Genomic DNA, 17,163 nt, shown 5'->3' with positions numbered 1-17,163 from the left:
CGTCAGAGGCTGCCAGCGAAAGGTTGAAAAAACCTCAAGCCTGGAAGCTGAAAGATCAGGCTTCCAGTGCGCCGTGGCAGTGCTTGTACTTCTTGCCGGAGCCGCAGGGGCAGGGCTCGTTGCGACCGACCGTGCCCCAGCTCTTTGGTTCGAGCGGATTGCGGTTCTGGGCAGCCTGATCGGCGGGTGCCGCGAGTTCGTCTTCCCCGGTGGTTGCATCAATGTGATGGGCCTGCATCTGCGGCGGGGTCGGGGCCGGCGGTGCTTCACGCACCAGTTCGACGCGCGACATCTGCGTGGTGACGGCATCGCGCAGGTTGGCCAGCAGGGCCTGGAAGAGTTCGAAGGCTTCGGCCTTGTATTCCTGAAGCGGGTCACGCTGAGCGTAGCCGCGGAAGCCGACGACCGAGCGCAGATGATCGAGGTTGACGATGTGCTCGCGCCAGAGATTGTCGATGGTCTGCAGAACGACCGAGCGTTCGACATAGGCCATCAGCTCTGCGCCGAAGCGCTCGGCCTTGTCGGCGGCGGCCTTGTCGGCGGCTTCCATGATGCGATTGTAGATATCGTCTTCGGCGATACCTTCTTCCGCCGCCCAGACGTCGACCGGCAGGTCGAGGTTGAGGGTGTTCGCGACCTTCTGCTTGAGGCCGGCGACATCCCACTGCTCGGCATAGGCGTTCGGCGGAACATGGATGCCGACCATGGTCTCGATGACTTCGTGGCGCATGTCGGTGACCGTTGCCGACACGTCAGTCGCGTCCATCAGCTCGATGCGCTGTTCGAAGATCACCTTGCGCTGGTCGTTGATGACGTCGTCATACTTCAGGAGGTTCTTGCGGATGTCGAAGTTGCGGGCTTCGACCTTCTTCTGGGCGCGTTCGAGCGCCTTGTTGATCCACGGATGGACGATGGCTTCGCCGTCCTTCAGACCGAGCTTCGTCAGCATGCCGTCCATGCGGTCGGAGCCGAAGATGCGCATCAGGTCGTCCTGGAGCGACAGGTAGAACTTCGAGCGACCCGGGTCGCCCTGACGGCCGGAACGGCCGCGCAGCTGGTTGTCGATACGGCGGCTTTCGTGGCGTTCCGTGGCGATGACGTAGAGGCCACCGGCTTCGAGCGCCTTCTGCTTCAGGGCGGCGATTTCAGCCTTGATGGCATCGGCCTTGGCATCGCGCTCCGGACCCGGCTCTATCTCGGCCAGTTCGTGCTCGAGGCGCATGTCGAGATTGCCGCCGAGCTGAATGTCGGTACCGCGGCCCGCCATGTTGGTGGCGATGGTCACGGCGCCGGGAACGCCGGCCTGGGACACGATATAGGCTTCCTGCTCATGGTAGCGGGCGTTCAGGACCTTGAAGTCCTTGAAGCCGGACTGGCTGAGCATATTGGCGAGCAGTTCCGACTTTTCGATCGAGGTGGTGCCGACGAGAACCGGCTGGTTGCGCTCGCTTGCGGCCTTGATCTCTTCGATGATCGCCTTGAACTTTTCCTCGAAGGTCCGGTAGACCTCGTCGTCCTCGTCGATACGCTTGATCGGCAGGTTGGTCGGGACTTCGACCACTTCGAGACCGTAGATATTGGCGAATTCTTCCGCTTCGGTTGCCGCCGTACCGGTCATGCCCGCCAGCTTTTTGTACATGCGGAAATAGTTCTGGAAGGTGATCGAGGCGAGCGTCTGGTTCTCGGGCTGGATCTGCACCTTTTCCTTGGCTTCGAGCGCCTGGTGCTGGCCTTCCGAGTAACGACGGCCCGGCATCATTCGGCCGGTGAACTCGTCGATGATGACGATCTCGTTGTTGCGGACGATGTAGTCCTTGTCGCGCTGGAAGAGCTTGTGGGCCTTCAGGGCGTTGTTTATGTGGTGGACGATCGCGACGTTTTCGACGTCGTAGAGGCTTTCGCCCTTCAGGAGGCCGGCCTCACGCAGCAGGTTTTCGAGCTTCTCGGTGCCGACTTCGGAGAAGTTCGCCGAACGCTGCTTTTCGTCGATTTCGTAGTCTTCGTCCGACAGGAGCGGGATGAAGGCGTCGATCGTGTTGTAGAGGTCCGAGCGGTCGTCGAGCGGGCCGGAGATGATCAGCGGCGTGCGGGCTTCGTCGACGAGGATGGAGTCGACTTCGTCGACGATCGCGAAGTTGTGGCCGCGCTGAACCATCTGGCCGCGCTCATACTTCATGTTGTCGCGCAGATAGTCGAAGCCGAGTTCGTTGTTCGTCGCATAGGTGATGTCGCAGGCATAGGCCGCGCGGCGCTCATCGTCGCTGAGGCCGTGAACGATGACGCCGGTGGTGAGGCCGAGGAAGCCGTACATCTTGGCCATGGTCGCGGCGTCACGGCGGGCGAGGTAGTCGTTGACGGTGACGACGTGGACGCCCTTGCCGGAGAGCGCATTCAGGTAGACGGCGAGCGTCGCAACGAGCGTCTTGCCTTCGCCTGTCTTCATTTCGGCGATCGAATTGTCGTTGAGGATCATCGCGCCGATCAGCTGTACGTCAAAAGGACGCATGCCAAGCGCACGACGGGCACCTTCGCGAGCGACAGCGAAGGCGGGAACGAGAATATCGTCCAGCGTCTTGCCGGCGGCCAGTTCTGCCCGGAACTCGGCCGTCTTGGCGGCGAGCTGTTCGTCGGTCAGCGCCTTTACCTTTTCCTCAAGGGCTGCGATCTGAGCAACCCGCGGGTTATAGGATTTCACGCGACGCTCGTTCGACGAGCCGAAGATTTTGCGCGCAAGTCCACCAAGACTGACCATATCGATGGTCCTTTCTGACCTTCGTCATATCGTTGACGTACCTTTCGGACCACCATTAGAGCAGTCGAATAGGCACAATGCGTCCTGAAACTACTCTGGACGCGAGGTTGCGTGACAGATAAGAGGGGGGTCGAATGATGTCAACGGCGCAGGCCAGTCGCAAATCCCCTCGATCGCCGGGCATCTGACAATATTTTGCCCGATTCGAACGGTCTTGAAACGGTTCACCATCCGAAAGGTCTTTCATGCTTCGCCTCAATAAAATCGTGCTCGCCGCCTGCGTTTCCCTCTCGGCCCTCTATGGCGCGGCTTCCGCCCAGGATGCGACCGTGGTCGCCAAGGTGGGTGATCTGGAGATCACCCAGTCCGAACTCGATCTGGCAATTGCCAATCTCGACCCGCAGCTGGCCCAGCTTCCGGACGAGCAGAAGAAGGTCGCAGCCCTGTCCGGCGCCATCGACGTGAAGCTGCTTGCCGCGAATGCGACTGCTGAAGGTTTGCAGGACGATGCGGATTACAAGCGCCGCATGGCTTTCATCGCCGAGCGCGAACTGCACAACACCTTCTTCAAGAAGAACGTCGTTGACGGCGTCACTGAAGACGAAGTCAAGGCCCGCTACGAAAAGGAAATCGCAGCGCTTCCGAAGCAGGAAGAAGTGCGCGCCCGTCATATCCTGGTGAAGACCGAGGAAGAGGCCAAGCAGATCATCACCGATCTGGATGCCGGCAAGGACTTCATCGAAATCGCCAAGGAAAAGTCGACGGATCCGAACAAGACCGAAGGCGGCGACCTGGGTTACTTCACCAAGGGCCGCATGGTTCCGGAATTCGAAGAGGCTGCCTTCGCACTCGAAAAGGGCGCCTACACGAAGACGCCGGTCAAGACCCAGTTCGGTTTCCACGTCATCCTTCTCGAAGACAAGCGCGATGCCCCGCCGCCGGCTTTCGAAGCCGTCGAGCAGCAGGTGCGCCAGCTCGTGATGCGCGACAAGTATCTCGCCATTATTGAAAAGGCGAAGAGCGAGCAGAAGATCGAGATTGTCGACGAGGCGCTCCGCAAGGGCTACGAAGAGGCCAACAAGGCAGAGCAGCAGTAAGCTCTTCCTCGCATTGTCGTTTTTCACAAGGCCCGCAGTTTGCGGGCCTTCCATTACGGGCCTTTCCCATGTCTTCCAGCATTTCTCCCCTCGCTCCGAAAACCTATGCCGACATGCCTGTCATCCGCGGAGTGCGGATGGCGACGGCTGCAGCGGGTATCAAGTACAAGAACCGCACGGATGTGCTGTTGATGGCCTTCGATCAGCCGGCTGCGGTCGCAGGCGTGTTCACCAAGTCGAAGTGCCCATCGGCTCCGGTCGATTTCTGCCGGCAGAACCTGGCGCATGGCGTCGCGCGCGGTGTCGTCGTCAATTCCGGCAATGCCAATGCCTTTACCGGCGTGAAGGGCAAGGCTGCGACCGAACTGAGTGCCAAGTCGGCTGCGGCGGCGCTGGGCTGCGGCGAAAACGAGATCTATCTCGCCTCGACCGGCGTCATCGGCGAGCCGCTCGATGCGACGAAGTTTTCCGGTGTGCTGGACCAGATGGCGAAGGACGCGACCGGTGACTTCTGGTTCGAGGCTGCCAAGGCGATCATGACCACGGACACCTATCCGAAGGTCGCGACGCGCAGCGCCACGATCGATGGCGTGACCGTCACGATCAATGGGATTGCCAAGGGCGCCGGGATGATCGCGCCCGACATGGCGACGATGCTGTCCTTCGTGGTGACGGATGCCAATATCGCGCCCGATGCCCTGCAGGGGCTGCTTTCGGCAGGCGTCGAGCCGAGCTTCAATGCGATCACCGTCGACAGCGATACCTCGACCTCCGACACGCTGATGCTGTTTGCGACGGGCGCTGCGGCTGCTGACGGCCAGGCGAAGATCGAGGGGGCTGACGATGCGCGTCTCGGCGCATTCCGGGCGGCGCTTAATGACCTGCTCAAGGATCTGGCACTGCAGGTCGTGCGCGATGGCGAAGGTGCCCGCAAGATGGTGGAGATCACCGTCAAGGGTGCCGAAAGCGATCTCGCGGCGAAGAAGATCGCGATGTCGATCGCAAATTCCCCCTTGGTGAAGACCGCCGTTGCCGGCGAAGACGCCAACTGGGGTCGTATCGTCATGGCCGTCGGCAAGTCCGGCGAAATGGCCGATCGCGATCGGCTGGCGATCTGGTTTGGTGATGTGCGCGTAGCTGTCAATGGCGAGCGCGATCCTGCCTATTCGGAAGAGGCGACCACGGCGGTTATGGAACGGGAAGACATTCCTGTTACCGTCGATATTGGCCTGGGTTCCGGCACCGCGACGGTGTGGACCTGCGACCTGACCAAGGAATATGTCGCCATCAATGGCGACTATCGGAGCTGACGTCTGAATGCATGCAATGGTAAGTGATCCCAACCTGCCGCTCGTCCGGCGTCTCGAAGCGGTGGGTTTTCGCGCCTGGCCGGCGAGCAGCGTCGTCTATGACGGGAGCTGGCAGGTGCGCCTCACCGGCGGGCATCCTGGCAAGCGGCTCAACTGCATCGTGCCGCTCGATCCTTCGGACAGCCGCGATATCGCCATGCGCCTGGACAAGGCCGGCGAGCGCTTTGCGGCGCATGACCGGCCGCTCCTGGTCCGCCAGACGCCACTTTCGCCAAAGCCGCTGATCGATTTCCTGATCGCTGACGGCTGGGAGCGTTTCGATGAAGTCGTGACGATGACCGCCGATCTCGGCTCGATGACGTTCCCGGACACGATGGATCATCTGCCGACGCAGGATATCGGGCGTTATGTTGACGCCGATATCGTCGTGCATGGCAGCGATCCGGCTCTCAAGCCGGCGCTTGCGGAGGTCATCAACGGCATCAAGCCGCCGTCCGGGCTGTTCGTCATCGAGGATGCAGCCGAGGGACCGCTTGCGGTCGCACTTTGCGTCCAGGACAATGATCTTGCGGGCATCATGTCACTTGCGGTCAAGGCCGACCGCAGGCGGCAGGGGCTCGGCATCGAGATACTGAGCTCGGCGCTGCGCTGGGCCAGGATGCGCGGTGCACGCACGACCTGGCTGCAGGTTGTCGCGGAGAATGCGGAGGCGCTGTCGCTCTACCGCAAGCTGGGCTTCGAGGAAGCCTATCGCTACGCCTATTGGCGAAAGGCTTCCCGATGACTGACGGAAAGAGGCCGATTCTCCTGGTCGCGGCCTGTGCGCTTGTGGATACCGACAACCGGATCCTTCTCGCGCAGCGTCCCGAGGGCAAATCGCTTGCTGGGCTCTGGGAGTTCCCCGGCGGCAAGGTCGAAGCTGGCGAGACGCCCGAGGAGACACTGGTACGCGAGCTCGAGGAAGAGCTTGGCATCCAGACCAAGGTCGCCTGCCTGGCACCGCTGACCTTCGCCAGCCATACCTACGAGACGTTTCACCTGCTGATGCCGCTCTACATCTGCCGGCGATACGAGGGCATTCCCCAGGGACGGGAAGGCCAGGCGATCAAGTGGGTCAGGGCAAAAGCGCTGCGTGACTATCCGATGCCGCCGGCTGACGAGCCGCTTATTCCCTTCCTGCAGGACCTTCTGTGAGAAATCACTCATTCGAGTGGTGTCGTTAATCAAAAGTTTATACCCCGCACCGCACAATGCGATCTGTTCATGCGTCGGATACGTGTGTGGAGCGTAATATGGTAAACGAGGATTTCTGGAAGGCCGCACGGTCCCGAGAGCGGTCTTCGATCAAGACGGGCAGGACGGGAGTCCTGAACATCGCCCTGCTGTTTGGAACGGCGGCGATCGCGCTGTCGCTCATCCTGACGCCCATGCTTGCCTCCAAGACAGACCGCAAGACCCTGGCTTTCCAGCCGGATGAGTTCGACATGATCACCACCGGTTCGATCCCCAAGGACGACAGCGGCAAGCGGTATACCATCCGCCGCAGCGTGCTGCAGGAAACACCGGGTTCCGTCTGCATCATAGACGGCTACGGCTCCGGCCAGGCCTGCTAACGTCAATCGAGGCCGGGGCGGGGGCAACCATCTCGGATCCAGACTTCCAGGAGCGAGAATGCGTCTTTTCCGTCAGATGATGTCCGACCTTCGTGGTGCCACGGCCATTGAATATGGCTTGATCGCCGCGCTGGTGAGCGTTGCACTGATCAGCGGTTACGGCGCGATCACGGGCTCTTTGATCAATACGTTCAATACAGTGGAAACCCACATCAAGAGCGCCGACGACTGAGCGATCCAATCGTCTCGGTCACTTGTTCTGCCTGGTCGGGTCAAGGGCGTCTGCGAGGCGCATCTTCGCCGAGCCGGGCTTCAGAGGCTTCTGCTGGCTTTCATGCGGCGCCCATCCCGAGATGAAAACGATCGAGAAGGTGGCACGGATGCGTCCATCCGGATCGCCAAACCGTTCGGCATAGAGTTCGGCCGCACGCAGGAAAAACCGGCGTGACACGGGTCGGCGGCTTCTCCCCTTCAGCGGGTTGGCCATGCCCATCGCCTTCAGATCGCGCATCAATGCGAAGATGTGATCATAGCGAACGGTGAAGCTTTCCTCGTCGATGACGGGAAGGGCGAAGCCGGCGCGCTGGAGGAGGGAGCCGATGTCCCTGATGTCGGCGAAGGGCACGACACGCGGGCTGGCACCTCCATAGATTTCGGTTTCAGCCGCCAGCAGGACCTCGCGCAGTTCAGACAGCGTACCGGCACCGGGAATGGCGGCGAGCAACAGGCCGTCCGGCTTCAGGGCGCGGCGCATCTGGATCAGCATGCCGGGCGTGTCGTTGGTCAGATGCAGAGACAATGGCGAGAGGATGAGGTTGACGGATTGCGGCTCTAGAGGAACGCTTTCGTAGCCCGAAGCGAGGACAGGCCGTTCGTCATCGCCAAAGGTCGCATCCGTCTCGATGCGCCGCAGCCTCTCGATCTTGCCTGTTGCCAATGCCGCCCGGGCGGTCAGTCCGGTTCCTCCGAACAATTCGACCGCCTCCTCGAAGCGTCGTTCGACCAGAGCCAGACGGTCGGCAAGCTCGCGCGCCGTGAGTTCCAGAAGGAAGTCGCTGCCGGCAGCATTGCGCGCGAGCGCGCGGGCGCGGTTTCTGGCGATCAGGGCTTCGTCGAACAACTCGTTCATGGCGGTATTCCTGGTTCGGGGCCTGGTTTCCGGCCTCGTTTCGGGCATTGCGGAACGCCCAGCAGGGCGTAAACTCAAAGCATGTGGGCTCACTTAGTGCAGAAAAGCGGATCCGTCAGCCGGTATCATGCCGGAATGGTGCTGCGCGGGCTTTTTCATCTGGTCTATCCGCCAGCCTGCGCCCATTGCCATGCCCGCATTGCCAGCCACCACGCGCTCTGCGCCCGCTGCTGGGGAGAGATTCGGCTGATCGAGAGGCCCTACTGCCCCATTCTCGGCCTGCCCTTTGCGCATGATCCAGGGGAGGGAATGGTGTCGCCACAGGCGATCTCCAGACCGCCGGTGTTCGACCGGTTGCGGTCCGTTGCCCTTCATGAAGGGGTGGCGCGGCATCTGGTGCATGACCTCAAATATCGCGACCGGGTGGATCTGGCGCCGATGATGGCGGGCTGGATGGTGCGCGCCGCCTCCGAGGAGGTGGCGGCGGCGGATGCGATCGTTGCGGTGCCGCTGCACCGGATGCGTATGTTCCGGCGGATGTTCAACCAGTCGGCTGAACTGGCGCGCCATGTGTCGCGGCAATCCGGCAGGCCATTTCTTGCGGAGGCGCTGGTGCGGCGCAAGCGGACGCAGCAACAGGTGGGCCTGACGGTGAACCAGCGCTCGCTGAATGTCCGCGGCGCCTTCTCTGTGCCTGAGGGACGCGAGGATCTCGTTTTCGGCAAGCGGCTGGTGCTCATCGACGACGTCTATACGACGGGGGCGACGGTGAGTGCTGCGACGACTGCCCTGAAAAAGGCAGGGGCTGCGGATGTCACTGTTTTGACCTTTGCAAGGGCTCTCGCCGGGCCTATATGAGGGGTCCAATCCTTAGTCCACCGACGCTTTCCGGCGGAGACCCCATGACTGACGTCACGATCTATACACGGCAATTCTGCGGCTATTGCGCCAGCGCGAAGGCACTGCTCGACAAGAAGGGTGTGGCCTATGTTGAGCACGACGCCACCGGCAAGCCTGACATGCGCGAGGAAATGATCGCGAAATCCGGCCGCAACACCTTCCCGCAGATCTTCATCGGCAGCCAGCATGTTGGCGGTTGCGATGATCTGCATGCACTCGACCGGGCCGGCAAGCTCGATCCGCTTCTTTCTCAGTAAGGACAGACCCATGGTGTTCAAGGCCGCTGCCGTCCAGATGTGCTCCGGGATCGATCCGGAGAAGAATGCCGAGAGCATGGCGCGGCTCGTGCGCGAGGCCCATCGTCGCGGCGCGATCTATGTGCAGACGCCCGAGATGACCGGTGCCGTGCAGAAGGATCGTGCGGGTCTGGCGGCAGTGCTGCGCGACGAGGAGACGGATCTGATCGTCAGACGAGCCTCCGAGCTTGCCAAGGAGCTCGGCATCCATCTGCATGTCGGGTCGACCGCCATCAAGCTTGCCGATGGCAAGATCGCCAACCGGGCCTTCCTGTTCGGACCCGATGGCCACAAGATCACCTCCTACGACAAGATCCACATGTTCGACGTCGACCTCGACAATGGCGAGAGCTGGCGCGAAAGCGCGGTCTATCGACCGGGTGAGCGGGCTGTTGTGGCCGACCTTCCCTTCGGCAAGCTCGGCTTTGGCGTCTGCTACGACGTGCGCTTCCCGCATCTGTTCCGGGCGGAAGCCATGGCGGGCGCGGAGATCCTGACGACGCCGGCGGCCTTTACCAAACAGACCGGCGAGGCGCATTGGGAAATCCTGCTGCGCGCTCGTGCGATCGAGAACGGTGCCTATGTGATTTCGGCCGCGCAGGCGGGCGTGCATGAAGACGGCCGCGAGACCTTCGGGCATTCGATGATTGTCGGTCCCTGGGGCAAGGTGCTCGCGTCTGCCGGTGGAAGCGGCGAAGATGTGGTCGTTGCCGAGATCGATCTTGAGGCGGTGAAGGCCTGCCGGGCGAAGATCCCAAACCTGAAGAACGGTCGCGACTTCCAGCTCGACATCGCGCCCGTGCTGGCCAAGGGAGGCGTCACGGTTTGATCCGCTATTCCCTCAGCTGCGACAAGGCGCATGAATTCGAGGGCTGGTTCTCGGAAAGTGCTGATTTCGATCGGCAGAAGGCGTCGGGTTTCCTGACCTGCCCGGTCTGTGGATCGCCCGAGGTGTCCAAGGTGCTCATGGCGCCTGCGGTCTCCACGGCACGGCAGAAGGACGAGACGCAGGCGCTTGCGGTGTCGGAAGCGCAGAAGCAGGCCTTCGTGAAGCTCAAGGAAGCGGTCCGCGAGATCCGCGCGAGCAGTGAGGATGTCGGCGAGAAGTTTCCCGAGGAAGCACGCAAGATCCATTACGGCGAGGCGGAAGCCCGCGGGATCATCGGCCAGGCCTCTCCCGTCGAGGTGAAGTCACTGATCGAAGAGGGCATCGAGATCGCGCCGCTGCCGGTCCTGCCGGATGATGTGAATTGATCGCTGGCTCCCATCATCTCGCCATCTACAATTTCGGGGTCCATACCGGTTCATACCTGACTGCATCCGTTCAAGGTTTTGCGTTGCGCGAGCCTCTGAATTTCGAAGCGGCAGCGCGGGCAGTCGGTTTTCTGGGACGGTCTGGCTATGAGGGTGAGCCTGGACCGGAAAGCTGGAGCGAACTGGTTTTTCCGCGTTTCCTGATGGAAACCGGTCGCGCCAGCGGGGTGTCCTCTCTCTCGCTTTGGCGCGACATCGAAAGTCTGATGGCTTTCACCTATGCCGGCGTTCATGCCGATGCGCTGAAGCACGCCCGCCATTGGAACGAGCGGCAGGCCTGGCCGCCACTGGTTCTCTTCTGGATCGAAGCCGGAGTATTTCCGAGCTGGGCTGAAGCGGTGCGGCGCTTCGAATTGCTGGCCGATCGTGGGCCTACGGCGGAGGCCTTCAGCTTCAAAACCACCTTTGCCGCTGATGGCAGCATGATTGAGATCGATCGCCAGCGGGTGAAGGACCTGTCAGCGAAGAATGTCGAGGGGCAGGCCGAGTTGTTGTCACTCGTTCGGACCCTGCCCGTCTGACCAGGGCTTGATCCGTCAGGCCTCAGCCCTTGAAGCCGTCGGCGTCGAGATAGGCTTGTTCGTCCGGCGTCGTCTCGCGGCCAAGGGCTGCGTTGCGATGGGGGAAGCGGCCGAAGCGTTCGATCAGGTCGAGGTGGACGATCGCCCATTTCAAGGGTTCGGCATCCCCGGTCTCGTCGCGGTGCTGTTCAAACAATGCGATGCTGAATTTCTGGTCTTCGATATCTTCGGAATGCTCGAAGGGCAGATAGAAGAAGGGCCGGAGTATCGGTGTGACTTCTTTGTCGAACCGCTTGGCGAGTGCCCGATGGGCGATGGCACGGGCGAGCGGGTCAGTCGCGTAGGAATGGCCGCTGCCACGGAAGAGGTTGCGGGGGAACTGGTCGAGGAGCAGCAGGAGCGCAAGCGTGCCTTCCGGTGTTTCCTCCCAGTCCGAGAACTCACAGCGCGATGCCTTGAAATGCAGATCGGTATAATCGGCGGCAATCTCGGCATCGAGGGGGGCGTTGCGGGAGAACCAGGCTTCGGGCCCGTGGCGCAGCCAGAAGTCGATGATGGCGAGCGGCGAACTCATGTCGCCGATCCCGGTCGGCTTGCCAGCATCATGTAGTTGACGTCGATATCGGCCGAGAGGTTCCACTGGTTCTGCAGCGGATTGAAGAAGACGCCCTTGGTCTCAAGGATCTGCATGCCGTTTGCGGCGAGTGGACGCTCGATTTCTTCCGGGCGCACGAGCTTTTCATACTGATGCGTGCCGCGCGGCAGCCAGCGCAGGACATATTCGGCGCCGACGATGGCGAGGGCTGCCGCCTTCAGGGTGCGGTTGATGGTGGAGACCAGCATCAGGCCGCCGGGGCGAACCATTGACGCGCAGGTCGAGAGGAAAAAATCGACATCGGCGACATGCTCGACGACTTCCATGTTGAGGACGATGTCGAAGGTCTCACCCTCGGCCGCCAGCGCCTCGGCGGTCACGGCGCGATAGTCCACCTCGACACCGCTCTGAGCCGAATGGGTCATGGCGATCTTGATGTTCTTTTCGGAGGCGTCCGCGCCGAGCACGCTGGCACCCATGCGGGCCACAGGTTCGGAGAGAAGACCACCGCCGCAGCCGATGTCGAGCACGCGCAGACCCTCGAGCGGGCGGGCGCTCTTCGGGTCGCGACCGTAGTGTTCGACCACCTTGTCCCTGATATAGGCGAGGCGGACCGGGTTGATCTTGTGCAGCGGCTTGAACTTGCCCGTGGGGTCCCACCATTCCGCCGCCATCGCGGAAAAGCGGTCGACTTCGGACTGATCAATGGTGGTGCGTGCCTCTGCGCTCATGACGGACATCTCCTAGGGTGCTCGGCCATGAAGTCGTCTCGATGATCTGCAAAGTCAAGGGCTCGCGACGCCGCAGTGTCGTTCCGGTTCGCTTGCGGGTTCCGGAACCCGAGGCTGAGCATATCGTTGTCAGGCGAGAGAGGGAGGTTCATTCTCTCCCCGCAATCAGGAGCGCATTCATGAAGACCATCTACCTTCTCACCGCCATTGCCGCCTCCACAGTGGCCCTGCCTGTTGTCGCAGAAGCCGCTGCGGCCGTCTCTACCGCCAATGTCAACATGCGGTCGGGGCCGAGCACCCGTTATCCTGCCGTCGTCGTCATTCCCGCCGGTAGTCGTGTCGACATCCACGGCTGCCTGTCGAGTGCCAACTGGTGCGATGTGGGCTTCAGGGGGTACCGCGGCTGGGTCTCCGGCTCCTACCTGCAAACGACATACTCGCAGCGCAGGGTCTATGTCGGGCCGCAATATTACCGACCGCTGGGGATCCCGACGGTGACCTTCAGCATCGGCAGCTACTGGGACGACCATTATCGTGGTCGGACGTTCTACCGGGATCGCGATCGCTGGCGCGACAGCGACCGGCGCGTCCGCCGCGAGGAAATCACGCCGCAGGACGATCGCGATCGCCATCCCCTGCGTCGCATGATGCGAGAGCGCTGCGAGCGCGATCCGTCGCTCTGCCGATGAGTGACCGGGCGGCGCGCGGAGGCGCGCCGTCTGCGCCCTTCTGATCAGGACGGCAGGCGTTTTGCGAGACCGTCCATGATACGGCGGGCGAGCCCGGGATAGTCGCCGTCGAAGTGATGGCCACCCTTTATGCCGACAGTCTCCACCTTTCCGCCGACGAGATCCTTGCAGGCGTCATCCTCTTCGTCTGTGCCGTAGAAACACTGGACCAGGGCAGGGTCGATCTTTGCCACGTCGGTCAATGGATCAGCGCTGCCCGCGCCACCCGTTCCGAGCCAGCCCGAGACCGAGACCTCGTAGTCCGCCTCATGCGACAGGGCGAGAAGGCTGACCTGGACGACCCTTGCTCTCAGCTTGTCCGGCAGGCCGTTGTAAGCGGCCGGCAGGATGTCGGCGCCGAAGGAATAACCGATCAGCACCACATGCTTCACCTTCCAGCGCTTCTCGTAGGTGTGGATGATGGTTGCGAGGTCGGCGCTGGTCTCCGCCGGGGTCTTCTTCGACCAGAAGTACCGAAGGGAGTCGACGCCGACAACGGGGATGCCTGACGACTGCAGGTTGGTGCCGACCTGGCTGTCGAGGTCACGCCAGCCACCGTCACCGGAATAGACCACGGCCATGGTATCGCGGGTGGGGGTCGTGTCGAGAATGGTCAGCGGCAGGCCGAGCGGCGTCTCCGTGGCGTTGCCGGCGGCAATCAGTTCGTCGATCGTGTCGGAGAAGGCTTTCGACGGATCGGTATCGACGTCGCGCTGGTCGATATCCGGGTGGCTCGCCATCAGGTCGGCGACATGGGCGCGGGCCTCTGGCGCAGCAGTCGGGGTGAAGAGGACGGTTGCCGGGTCGGGGAGGTCGCCAGGTGTCAGGCCGTAGACCATGCGGTCGCCGACAACAGTCTTTGCGGCGGGGGTGCAGAACTGTTTCGTCAGCGGGATGCCTGCCTCGGGGTCGAGCGACAGTGTCTGGCCGATCGTGGCCTTCGGTGTCTGGGCGAGAATGGCGAGCGCCAGGGCCCCGCCTTCGCCGCGGCCAGCGACGATTGGCGGGAGGAAATTCGCGTTGCCGGCCTTGCGTTGCAGCTGCCGTCCAAGCGCCTCGATGTCCGAGACGGTATAGATGCAATCGCCTTTGTCTTCAGCAAGAGAGGCGATGTATTTCGGCGTATCGATACCAACGACGATCGCGCCGTTTGCCTGCAGTCGCTCGGCTTCCTTCTGGTCGGCATCCTGCCAGCCGGGGGCATCCGACAGCAGGACCACAAGGGCCTGAGGGTCGCCGTCCGGCAGCAGGGTTATGGGGGATGGGATCATGCCGGTGTCGAAGGGCTTGTCATCGGCCCGTGCCTGGCCTGGTCCGCCGAGGCAGGACATGGCCGTCAGGATGCAGAGGGCGCGTGCGGTCGTCCGGAAGGAGCTTTTCATTTCTTCACCACGCCTTTCAGGCCGCCGCCGATCAGCAAGGTCGCGTCGACGAGGGCAATCACAGGATTGAGGCCGCCGGCCACCGCCAGATAACGCGGCTGCCAGTCGGGATGGAACTTGGACTTGAAGGCTCTGAGGCCCTTGAAGTTGTAGAAGCGTTCGCCGTGCTCATAGAAGGTGTTGGCGACACGGTCCCAGAACGGAGCGACCTCCCGGCGGGACAGGCCGGAGAGTGGCGCCATGCCGAGGTTGAAGTGGCAGTAGCCTTGCTCCCTCAGGGCCGTCATCAATCGAACGAACAGGAAATCCATGGCGCCGCGCGGTGCTTCCGGAGCAAAGCGCATGAGGTCGATGGAGGCTTCCTGACGCGTGTCCGTCAGCAGGATGTTGGCGAAGGCGACGATCTGCCCCTCGTGACGGAGCATGGCGACGGGCTGGGAACCCATGTAGGCTTCGGTGAAGGCGCCCAGCGAAAAGCCCTTTTCCCTGGCGCGGTGATGGTCCAGCCAGGCGTCGGAAACCCGTCTGAGGTCGGGGAGGATCGGTGGAAGTTTTTCGAGGCTTGCGATCTCGAAGGTCAGGCCGTCACGTTCGCCCTTGGCCGAGGCCTGGCGCAGGCCTGCCCAGCGTCCTCCCTTGAGGTCGAAGTCTTCGAGGTTTACCACCGCCATCTCACCGAGCTTGAAGGCCTTCATGCCGGCGTCTGCAATGGCGGGAAGAAGTGCCGGCGTGGCCTGATAGAAGACCGCGCGGCAGCCGCTGGCACGGGCAGTTTCGACGAACTGCCAGACGAGTTCATCGCGTGAGAGCTTGGGGCCGACCGGATCGAGAAAGGCAATCAGCGAACGACCCTGGCGGCCATACATCAGGAAGGCCTTGCCGTCGGGCGACAGCATGATGGATTTGTCGCCGGTCCGCACCAGATTGGCGTCCGCGACATCGTGATGGTCGAGGATGGCGACGGCCTTTGCCATTTCCTGCGGACCTGCCGGCATGACGGCGGGGGCGGCAGGTCGCATCAGGCTGAACAGGCCGATCCCCATGGCGGCCACCGACAGGCCGAGCATGGCACGCAGTGACCGTGGCGCATCGGCAGAGAAGGTGAACTGCCACCAGAGATCGTGGCTGTATTCGACGTCGCGGTAGACAAACAGCATGACCACGGCTGCGCCGATCACCAGCACGGCGACGGCGAGCAGCCAGGAGGCGGTGAGCGCCTGGCGCAGGGAGGCCTGGCGGCGGAACAGGTGGCGGCTGGGCAGGAGGCCGAGGACCAGGAGGCCAAGCATGGCTGCCTCATAGACGGCGACGGCCTTGGCCAGCGAGAGGAGCAGGGCGAGGACGGCGATCAGGAGTGCGCCCCACCAGGCGCCGTCCAGGCGCTGGGCGAGGCCACGGGCCACGATCACGAGCATCAGGCCCAGAATGCTGGCAAGGAAATGGGCGCCTTCGACGACGGGCAGCGGCAGGATGCCGGCCAGACGGTCAAGATTGTCGCCGGGCGTCGGTGTGACGCTGGAGAGGACGAGCATCGCGCCGAGCACGAGGGCGAGGGCCGCGAGGAGGGTCGGAGCGAGGCGCCCTGCTGTCCTGGCGACGCCGACCGACAAGGGAGTGGCCGTCAACTGGCGCAGTTCGCTTGCGGTCACGACCACCACGGCCAGGACCAGTGGCAGGACGTAATAGATGATGCGATAGGCGACGAGCGAAGCGAGGAGAGCGTCGCTGCCGACCTGGGATCCGAGGGCGGCGAGGATCACGGTCTCGAAGACGCCGAGGCCGGCCGGGACGTGGCTGACCACGCCGATGCCGATTGCGACCGCATAGACCGCGAAAAAGGCGGGCCAGGAGATCTGCGCTTCGGCCGGCAGCAAGGCATAGAGCACGGAGGCGGCAAAGGCGACGTCGAGGGCCGTGACCAGGAACTGCCGAGACAGGGTGGCGGTGTCGGCCAGTCGCAGTGTGCGGCCCGCGATCGTGATGCCGCGCCGGCTGGCAAGTGCCAGCAGGACAATGAGCGCGACCAGCACGACAGCGCTGATACTGGCGAGCGTCGTCGAGGCGATGCCGAGGAGCGGAGCGATCTCGCCGGCCATGGGAATGAGGCTGCCTGACGTCAGCAGGGCGAGGCCGAGCGAGAAGGAGACGGTGACGAAGGCGATGATGCGACCGATGTCGTCCGGCGACATGCCGGCGCGGGAATAGGCGCGGTAGCGGATCGCGCCGCCCGACAGCGCGCCGAAGCCGGCAACATTGCCGACCGCGTAGGCGCTGAAGGCGGTGAGGGCGACCTCCGGCCAGGGGCGCTTGCGGCCGATATGGGCGAGCGCGTTGAGGTCGTAGAAACAGAGGGTGGCAAAACTCAAGCCGGTGAAGAGGATCGCAAGTGCGAAAGACCCGGCGCTGGTTGCCGAAAGGCTTCGCAGGACGTCGGCATAGGTCACCTCCTCGGTCAGCCGATAGACGGCATAACCGACGGCGGCGAAGACCATGAGCGCGGCGAATGCCGCGATCGTCCTGGCATGTCTGTTGATCAGGGAAGGCGGCGGGAGGTCGTCGCCCATGGCATTGGCGGGAAGCTCGACAGCTGTTTGCATGGCACCCTATCCGGTATCGGCTGAATTCCACAAGACGATCCGGCTCCCAGCCCGGTACGTTGGCTTATGGTTGGCGCCTGAATTCGTGCCAAATTATGGCGAGGTTCCATGCTTGCTCCGGCGGTGAAAAAAGCGGACTTTACCGTACCGTTTGGGGGCCAAGTGGCCGTTGCGCCCCGGGATCATATAGACTAAAAG

General features: G+C 62.7%; 18 protein-coding genes. 12 read left to right on the top strand and 6 right to left on the bottom strand.

Annotated elements, in window-relative coordinates:
• Positions 1–55: 55 nt before the first annotated feature.
• Positions 56–2,752 (bottom strand): preprotein translocase subunit SecA, encoded by a 2,697-nt coding sequence (gene secA / locus J2045_RS07585; RefSeq protein WP_307371243.1) that lies wholly within the window; start codon positions 2,750–2,752, stop codon positions 56–58.
• A gap of 245 nt (positions 2,753–2,997) precedes the next feature.
• Here secA and J2045_RS07580 point away from each other — a divergent pair, with 245 nt between their 5' ends.
• The 6 genes from J2045_RS07580 to J2045_RS07555 all read left to right on the top strand — a co-directional run bounded on the left by J2045_RS07580 (position 2,998) and on the right by J2045_RS07555 (position 7,004).
• Positions 2,998–3,849 (top strand): peptidylprolyl isomerase, encoded by an 852-nt coding sequence (locus J2045_RS07580; RefSeq protein ID WP_307371241.1) that lies wholly within the window; start codon positions 2,998–3,000, stop codon positions 3,847–3,849.
• Positions 3,850–3,917: 68 nt separating this feature from the next.
• The gene (gene argJ, locus J2045_RS07575; protein ID WP_307371239.1) at positions 3,918–5,159 is read left to right on the top strand and encodes a bifunctional glutamate N-acetyltransferase/amino-acid acetyltransferase ArgJ; all 1,242 of its coding nucleotides are present in this window, start codon (positions 3,918–3,920) and stop codon (positions 5,157–5,159) included.
• A gap of 7 nt (positions 5,160–5,166) precedes the next feature.
• Positions 5,167–5,943 carry a GNAT family N-acetyltransferase gene (locus tag J2045_RS07570; RefSeq protein WP_307371237.1) on the top strand — a complete coding sequence of 259 codons (777 nt, stop codon included), beginning with the start codon at positions 5,167–5,169 and terminating at the stop codon, positions 5,941–5,943.
• A complete protein-coding gene (gene mutT / locus J2045_RS07565; RefSeq protein WP_307371234.1) occupies positions 5,940–6,353 on the top strand; it encodes an 8-oxo-dGTP diphosphatase MutT in 414 nt (137 codons plus the stop codon). The genes J2045_RS07570 and mutT overlap by 4 nt, the downstream gene beginning before the upstream one ends.
• Positions 6,354–6,451: 98 nt before the next feature.
• The gene (locus tag J2045_RS07560) at positions 6,452–6,772 is read left to right on the top strand and encodes a hypothetical protein (RefSeq protein WP_166600293.1); all 321 of its coding nucleotides are present in this window, start codon (positions 6,452–6,454) and stop codon (positions 6,770–6,772) included.
• Positions 6,773–6,830: 58 nt separating this feature from the next.
• On the top strand, positions 6,831–7,004 hold the full coding sequence (locus tag J2045_RS07555; protein WP_307371231.1) for a Flp family type IVb pilin: 174 nt from the start codon (positions 6,831–6,833) through the stop codon (positions 7,002–7,004).
• Positions 7,005–7,022: 18 nt separating this feature from the next.
• On the opposite strand, the gene J2045_RS07550 is transcribed toward J2045_RS07555, so the two are convergent.
• A complete protein-coding gene (locus J2045_RS07550) occupies positions 7,023–7,901 on the bottom strand; it encodes a methyltransferase domain-containing protein (RefSeq protein WP_307371229.1) in 879 nt (292 codons plus the stop codon).
• Positions 7,902–8,036: 135 nt separating this feature from the next.
• Here J2045_RS07550 and J2045_RS07545 point away from each other — a divergent pair, with 135 nt between their 5' ends.
• Genes J2045_RS07545 through J2045_RS07525 form a run of 5 tightly spaced genes read left to right on the top strand, consistent with a single transcriptional unit; the run spans position 8,037 to position 10,932 of the window.
• Complete coding sequence (locus J2045_RS07545) at positions 8,037–8,759, top strand: ComF family protein (protein ID WP_307371969.1); 723 nt, start codon at positions 8,037–8,039, stop codon at positions 8,757–8,759.
• A 44-nt stretch (positions 8,760–8,803) separates the two neighbouring features.
• Entirely contained in the window at positions 8,804–9,058 is a 255-nt protein-coding gene (grxC, locus tag J2045_RS07540) for a glutaredoxin 3 (protein ID WP_307371226.1), read from the top strand.
• 10 nt (positions 9,059–9,068) lie between these two features.
• Complete coding sequence (locus J2045_RS07535) at positions 9,069–9,926, top strand: carbon-nitrogen hydrolase family protein (RefSeq protein ID WP_307371223.1); 858 nt, start codon at positions 9,069–9,071, stop codon at positions 9,924–9,926.
• On the top strand, positions 9,923–10,351 hold the full coding sequence (locus J2045_RS07530; protein WP_307371220.1) for a DUF1178 family protein: 429 nt from the start codon (positions 9,923–9,925) through the stop codon (positions 10,349–10,351). Before J2045_RS07535 ends, J2045_RS07530 begins: the two co-directional genes overlap by 4 nt.
• A complete protein-coding gene (locus J2045_RS07525; RefSeq protein ID WP_307371218.1) occupies positions 10,348–10,932 on the top strand; it encodes a DUF3291 domain-containing protein in 585 nt (194 codons plus the stop codon). Before J2045_RS07530 ends, J2045_RS07525 begins: the two co-directional genes overlap by 4 nt.
• Before the next feature lie 22 nt (positions 10,933–10,954).
• On the opposite strand, the gene J2045_RS07520 is transcribed toward J2045_RS07525, so the two are convergent.
• On the bottom strand, positions 10,955–11,506 hold the full coding sequence (locus tag J2045_RS07520) for a DUF924 family protein (RefSeq protein WP_307371215.1): 552 nt from the start codon (positions 11,504–11,506) through the stop codon (positions 10,955–10,957).
• Positions 11,503–12,258: a bifunctional 2-polyprenyl-6-hydroxyphenol methylase/3-demethylubiquinol 3-O-methyltransferase UbiG gene (gene ubiG / locus J2045_RS07515; protein ID WP_307371212.1), complete on the bottom strand. Its 756-nt coding sequence runs from the start codon at positions 12,256–12,258 to the stop codon at positions 11,503–11,505. The genes J2045_RS07520 and ubiG overlap by 4 nt, the downstream gene beginning before the upstream one ends.
• Before the next feature lie 179 nt (positions 12,259–12,437).
• Between ubiG and J2045_RS07510 the strand changes: the two genes are divergently transcribed.
• Positions 12,438–12,947 (top strand): SH3 domain-containing protein, encoded by a 510-nt coding sequence (locus J2045_RS07510; protein WP_370873037.1) that lies wholly within the window; start codon positions 12,438–12,440, stop codon positions 12,945–12,947.
• Between the two features lie 44 nt (positions 12,948–12,991).
• Here J2045_RS07510 and J2045_RS07505 read toward each other — a convergent pair whose 3' ends face one another.
• Both J2045_RS07505 and mprF read right to left on the bottom strand, forming a co-directional pair.
• Positions 12,992–14,368 (bottom strand): virulence factor family protein, encoded by a 1,377-nt coding sequence (locus tag J2045_RS07505; RefSeq protein WP_307371209.1) that lies wholly within the window; start codon positions 14,366–14,368, stop codon positions 12,992–12,994.
• On the bottom strand, positions 14,365–16,965 hold the full coding sequence (gene mprF, locus J2045_RS07500; protein ID WP_307371207.1) for a bifunctional lysylphosphatidylglycerol flippase/synthetase MprF: 2,601 nt from the start codon (positions 16,963–16,965) through the stop codon (positions 14,365–14,367). Before mprF ends, J2045_RS07505 begins: the two co-directional genes overlap by 4 nt.
• Between the last annotated feature and the right edge of the window lie 198 nt (positions 16,966–17,163).

This window comes from Peteryoungia aggregata LMG 23059 (assembly GCF_030814435.1).
Lineage (GTDB): Bacteria > Pseudomonadota > Alphaproteobacteria > Rhizobiales > Rhizobiaceae > Allorhizobium > Allorhizobium aggregatum.
The sequence above is the reverse complement of the archived record's forward strand: the minus strand, read 5'-3'. Positions and strand labels throughout refer to the sequence as shown.

What these genes read in the sequence shown, in the direction of transcription:
- J2045_RS07560 (WP_166600293.1), top strand. Translation starts at nt 6,452, where the DNA reads ATGGTAAACGAGGATTTCTGGAAGGCCGCACGGTCCCGAGAGCGGTCT.
- secA (WP_307371243.1), bottom strand. Translation starts at nt 2,752, where the DNA reads ATGGTCAGTCTTGGTGGACTTGCGCGCAAAATCTTCGGCTCGTCGAAC.
- argJ (WP_307371239.1), top strand. Translation starts at nt 3,918, where the DNA reads ATGTCTTCCAGCATTTCTCCCCTCGCTCCGAAAACCTATGCCGACATG.
- J2045_RS07580 (WP_307371241.1), top strand. Translation starts at nt 2,998, where the DNA reads ATGCTTCGCCTCAATAAAATCGTGCTCGCCGCCTGCGTTTCCCTCTCG.
- ubiG (WP_307371212.1), bottom strand. Translation starts at nt 12,258, where the DNA reads ATGAGCGCAGAGGCACGCACCACCATTGATCAGTCCGAAGTCGACCGC.
- J2045_RS07550 (WP_307371229.1), bottom strand. Translation starts at nt 7,901, where the DNA reads ATGAACGAGTTGTTCGACGAAGCCCTGATCGCCAGAAACCGCGCCCGC.
- J2045_RS07555 (WP_307371231.1), top strand. Translation starts at nt 6,831, where the DNA reads ATGCGTCTTTTCCGTCAGATGATGTCCGACCTTCGTGGTGCCACGGCC.
- J2045_RS07520 (WP_307371215.1), bottom strand. Translation starts at nt 11,506, where the DNA reads ATGAGTTCGCCGCTCGCCATCATCGACTTCTGGCTGCGCCACGGGCCC.
- mprF (WP_307371207.1), bottom strand. Translation starts at nt 16,965, where the DNA reads ATGCAAACAGCTGTCGAGCTTCCCGCCAATGCCATGGGCGACGACCTC.
- J2045_RS07535 (WP_307371223.1), top strand. Translation starts at nt 9,069, where the DNA reads ATGGTGTTCAAGGCCGCTGCCGTCCAGATGTGCTCCGGGATCGATCCG.
- J2045_RS07570 (WP_307371237.1), top strand. Translation starts at nt 5,167, where the DNA reads ATGCATGCAATGGTAAGTGATCCCAACCTGCCGCTCGTCCGGCGTCTC.
- J2045_RS07505 (WP_307371209.1), bottom strand. Translation starts at nt 14,368, where the DNA reads ATGAAAAGCTCCTTCCGGACGACCGCACGCGCCCTCTGCATCCTGACG.
- mutT (WP_307371234.1), top strand. Translation starts at nt 5,940, where the DNA reads ATGACTGACGGAAAGAGGCCGATTCTCCTGGTCGCGGCCTGTGCGCTT.
- J2045_RS07510 (WP_370873037.1), top strand. Translation starts at nt 12,438, where the DNA reads ATGAAGACCATCTACCTTCTCACCGCCATTGCCGCCTCCACAGTGGCC.
- J2045_RS07545 (WP_307371969.1), top strand. Translation starts at nt 8,037, where the DNA reads ATGGTGCTGCGCGGGCTTTTTCATCTGGTCTATCCGCCAGCCTGCGCC.
- grxC (WP_307371226.1), top strand. Translation starts at nt 8,804, where the DNA reads ATGACTGACGTCACGATCTATACACGGCAATTCTGCGGCTATTGCGCC.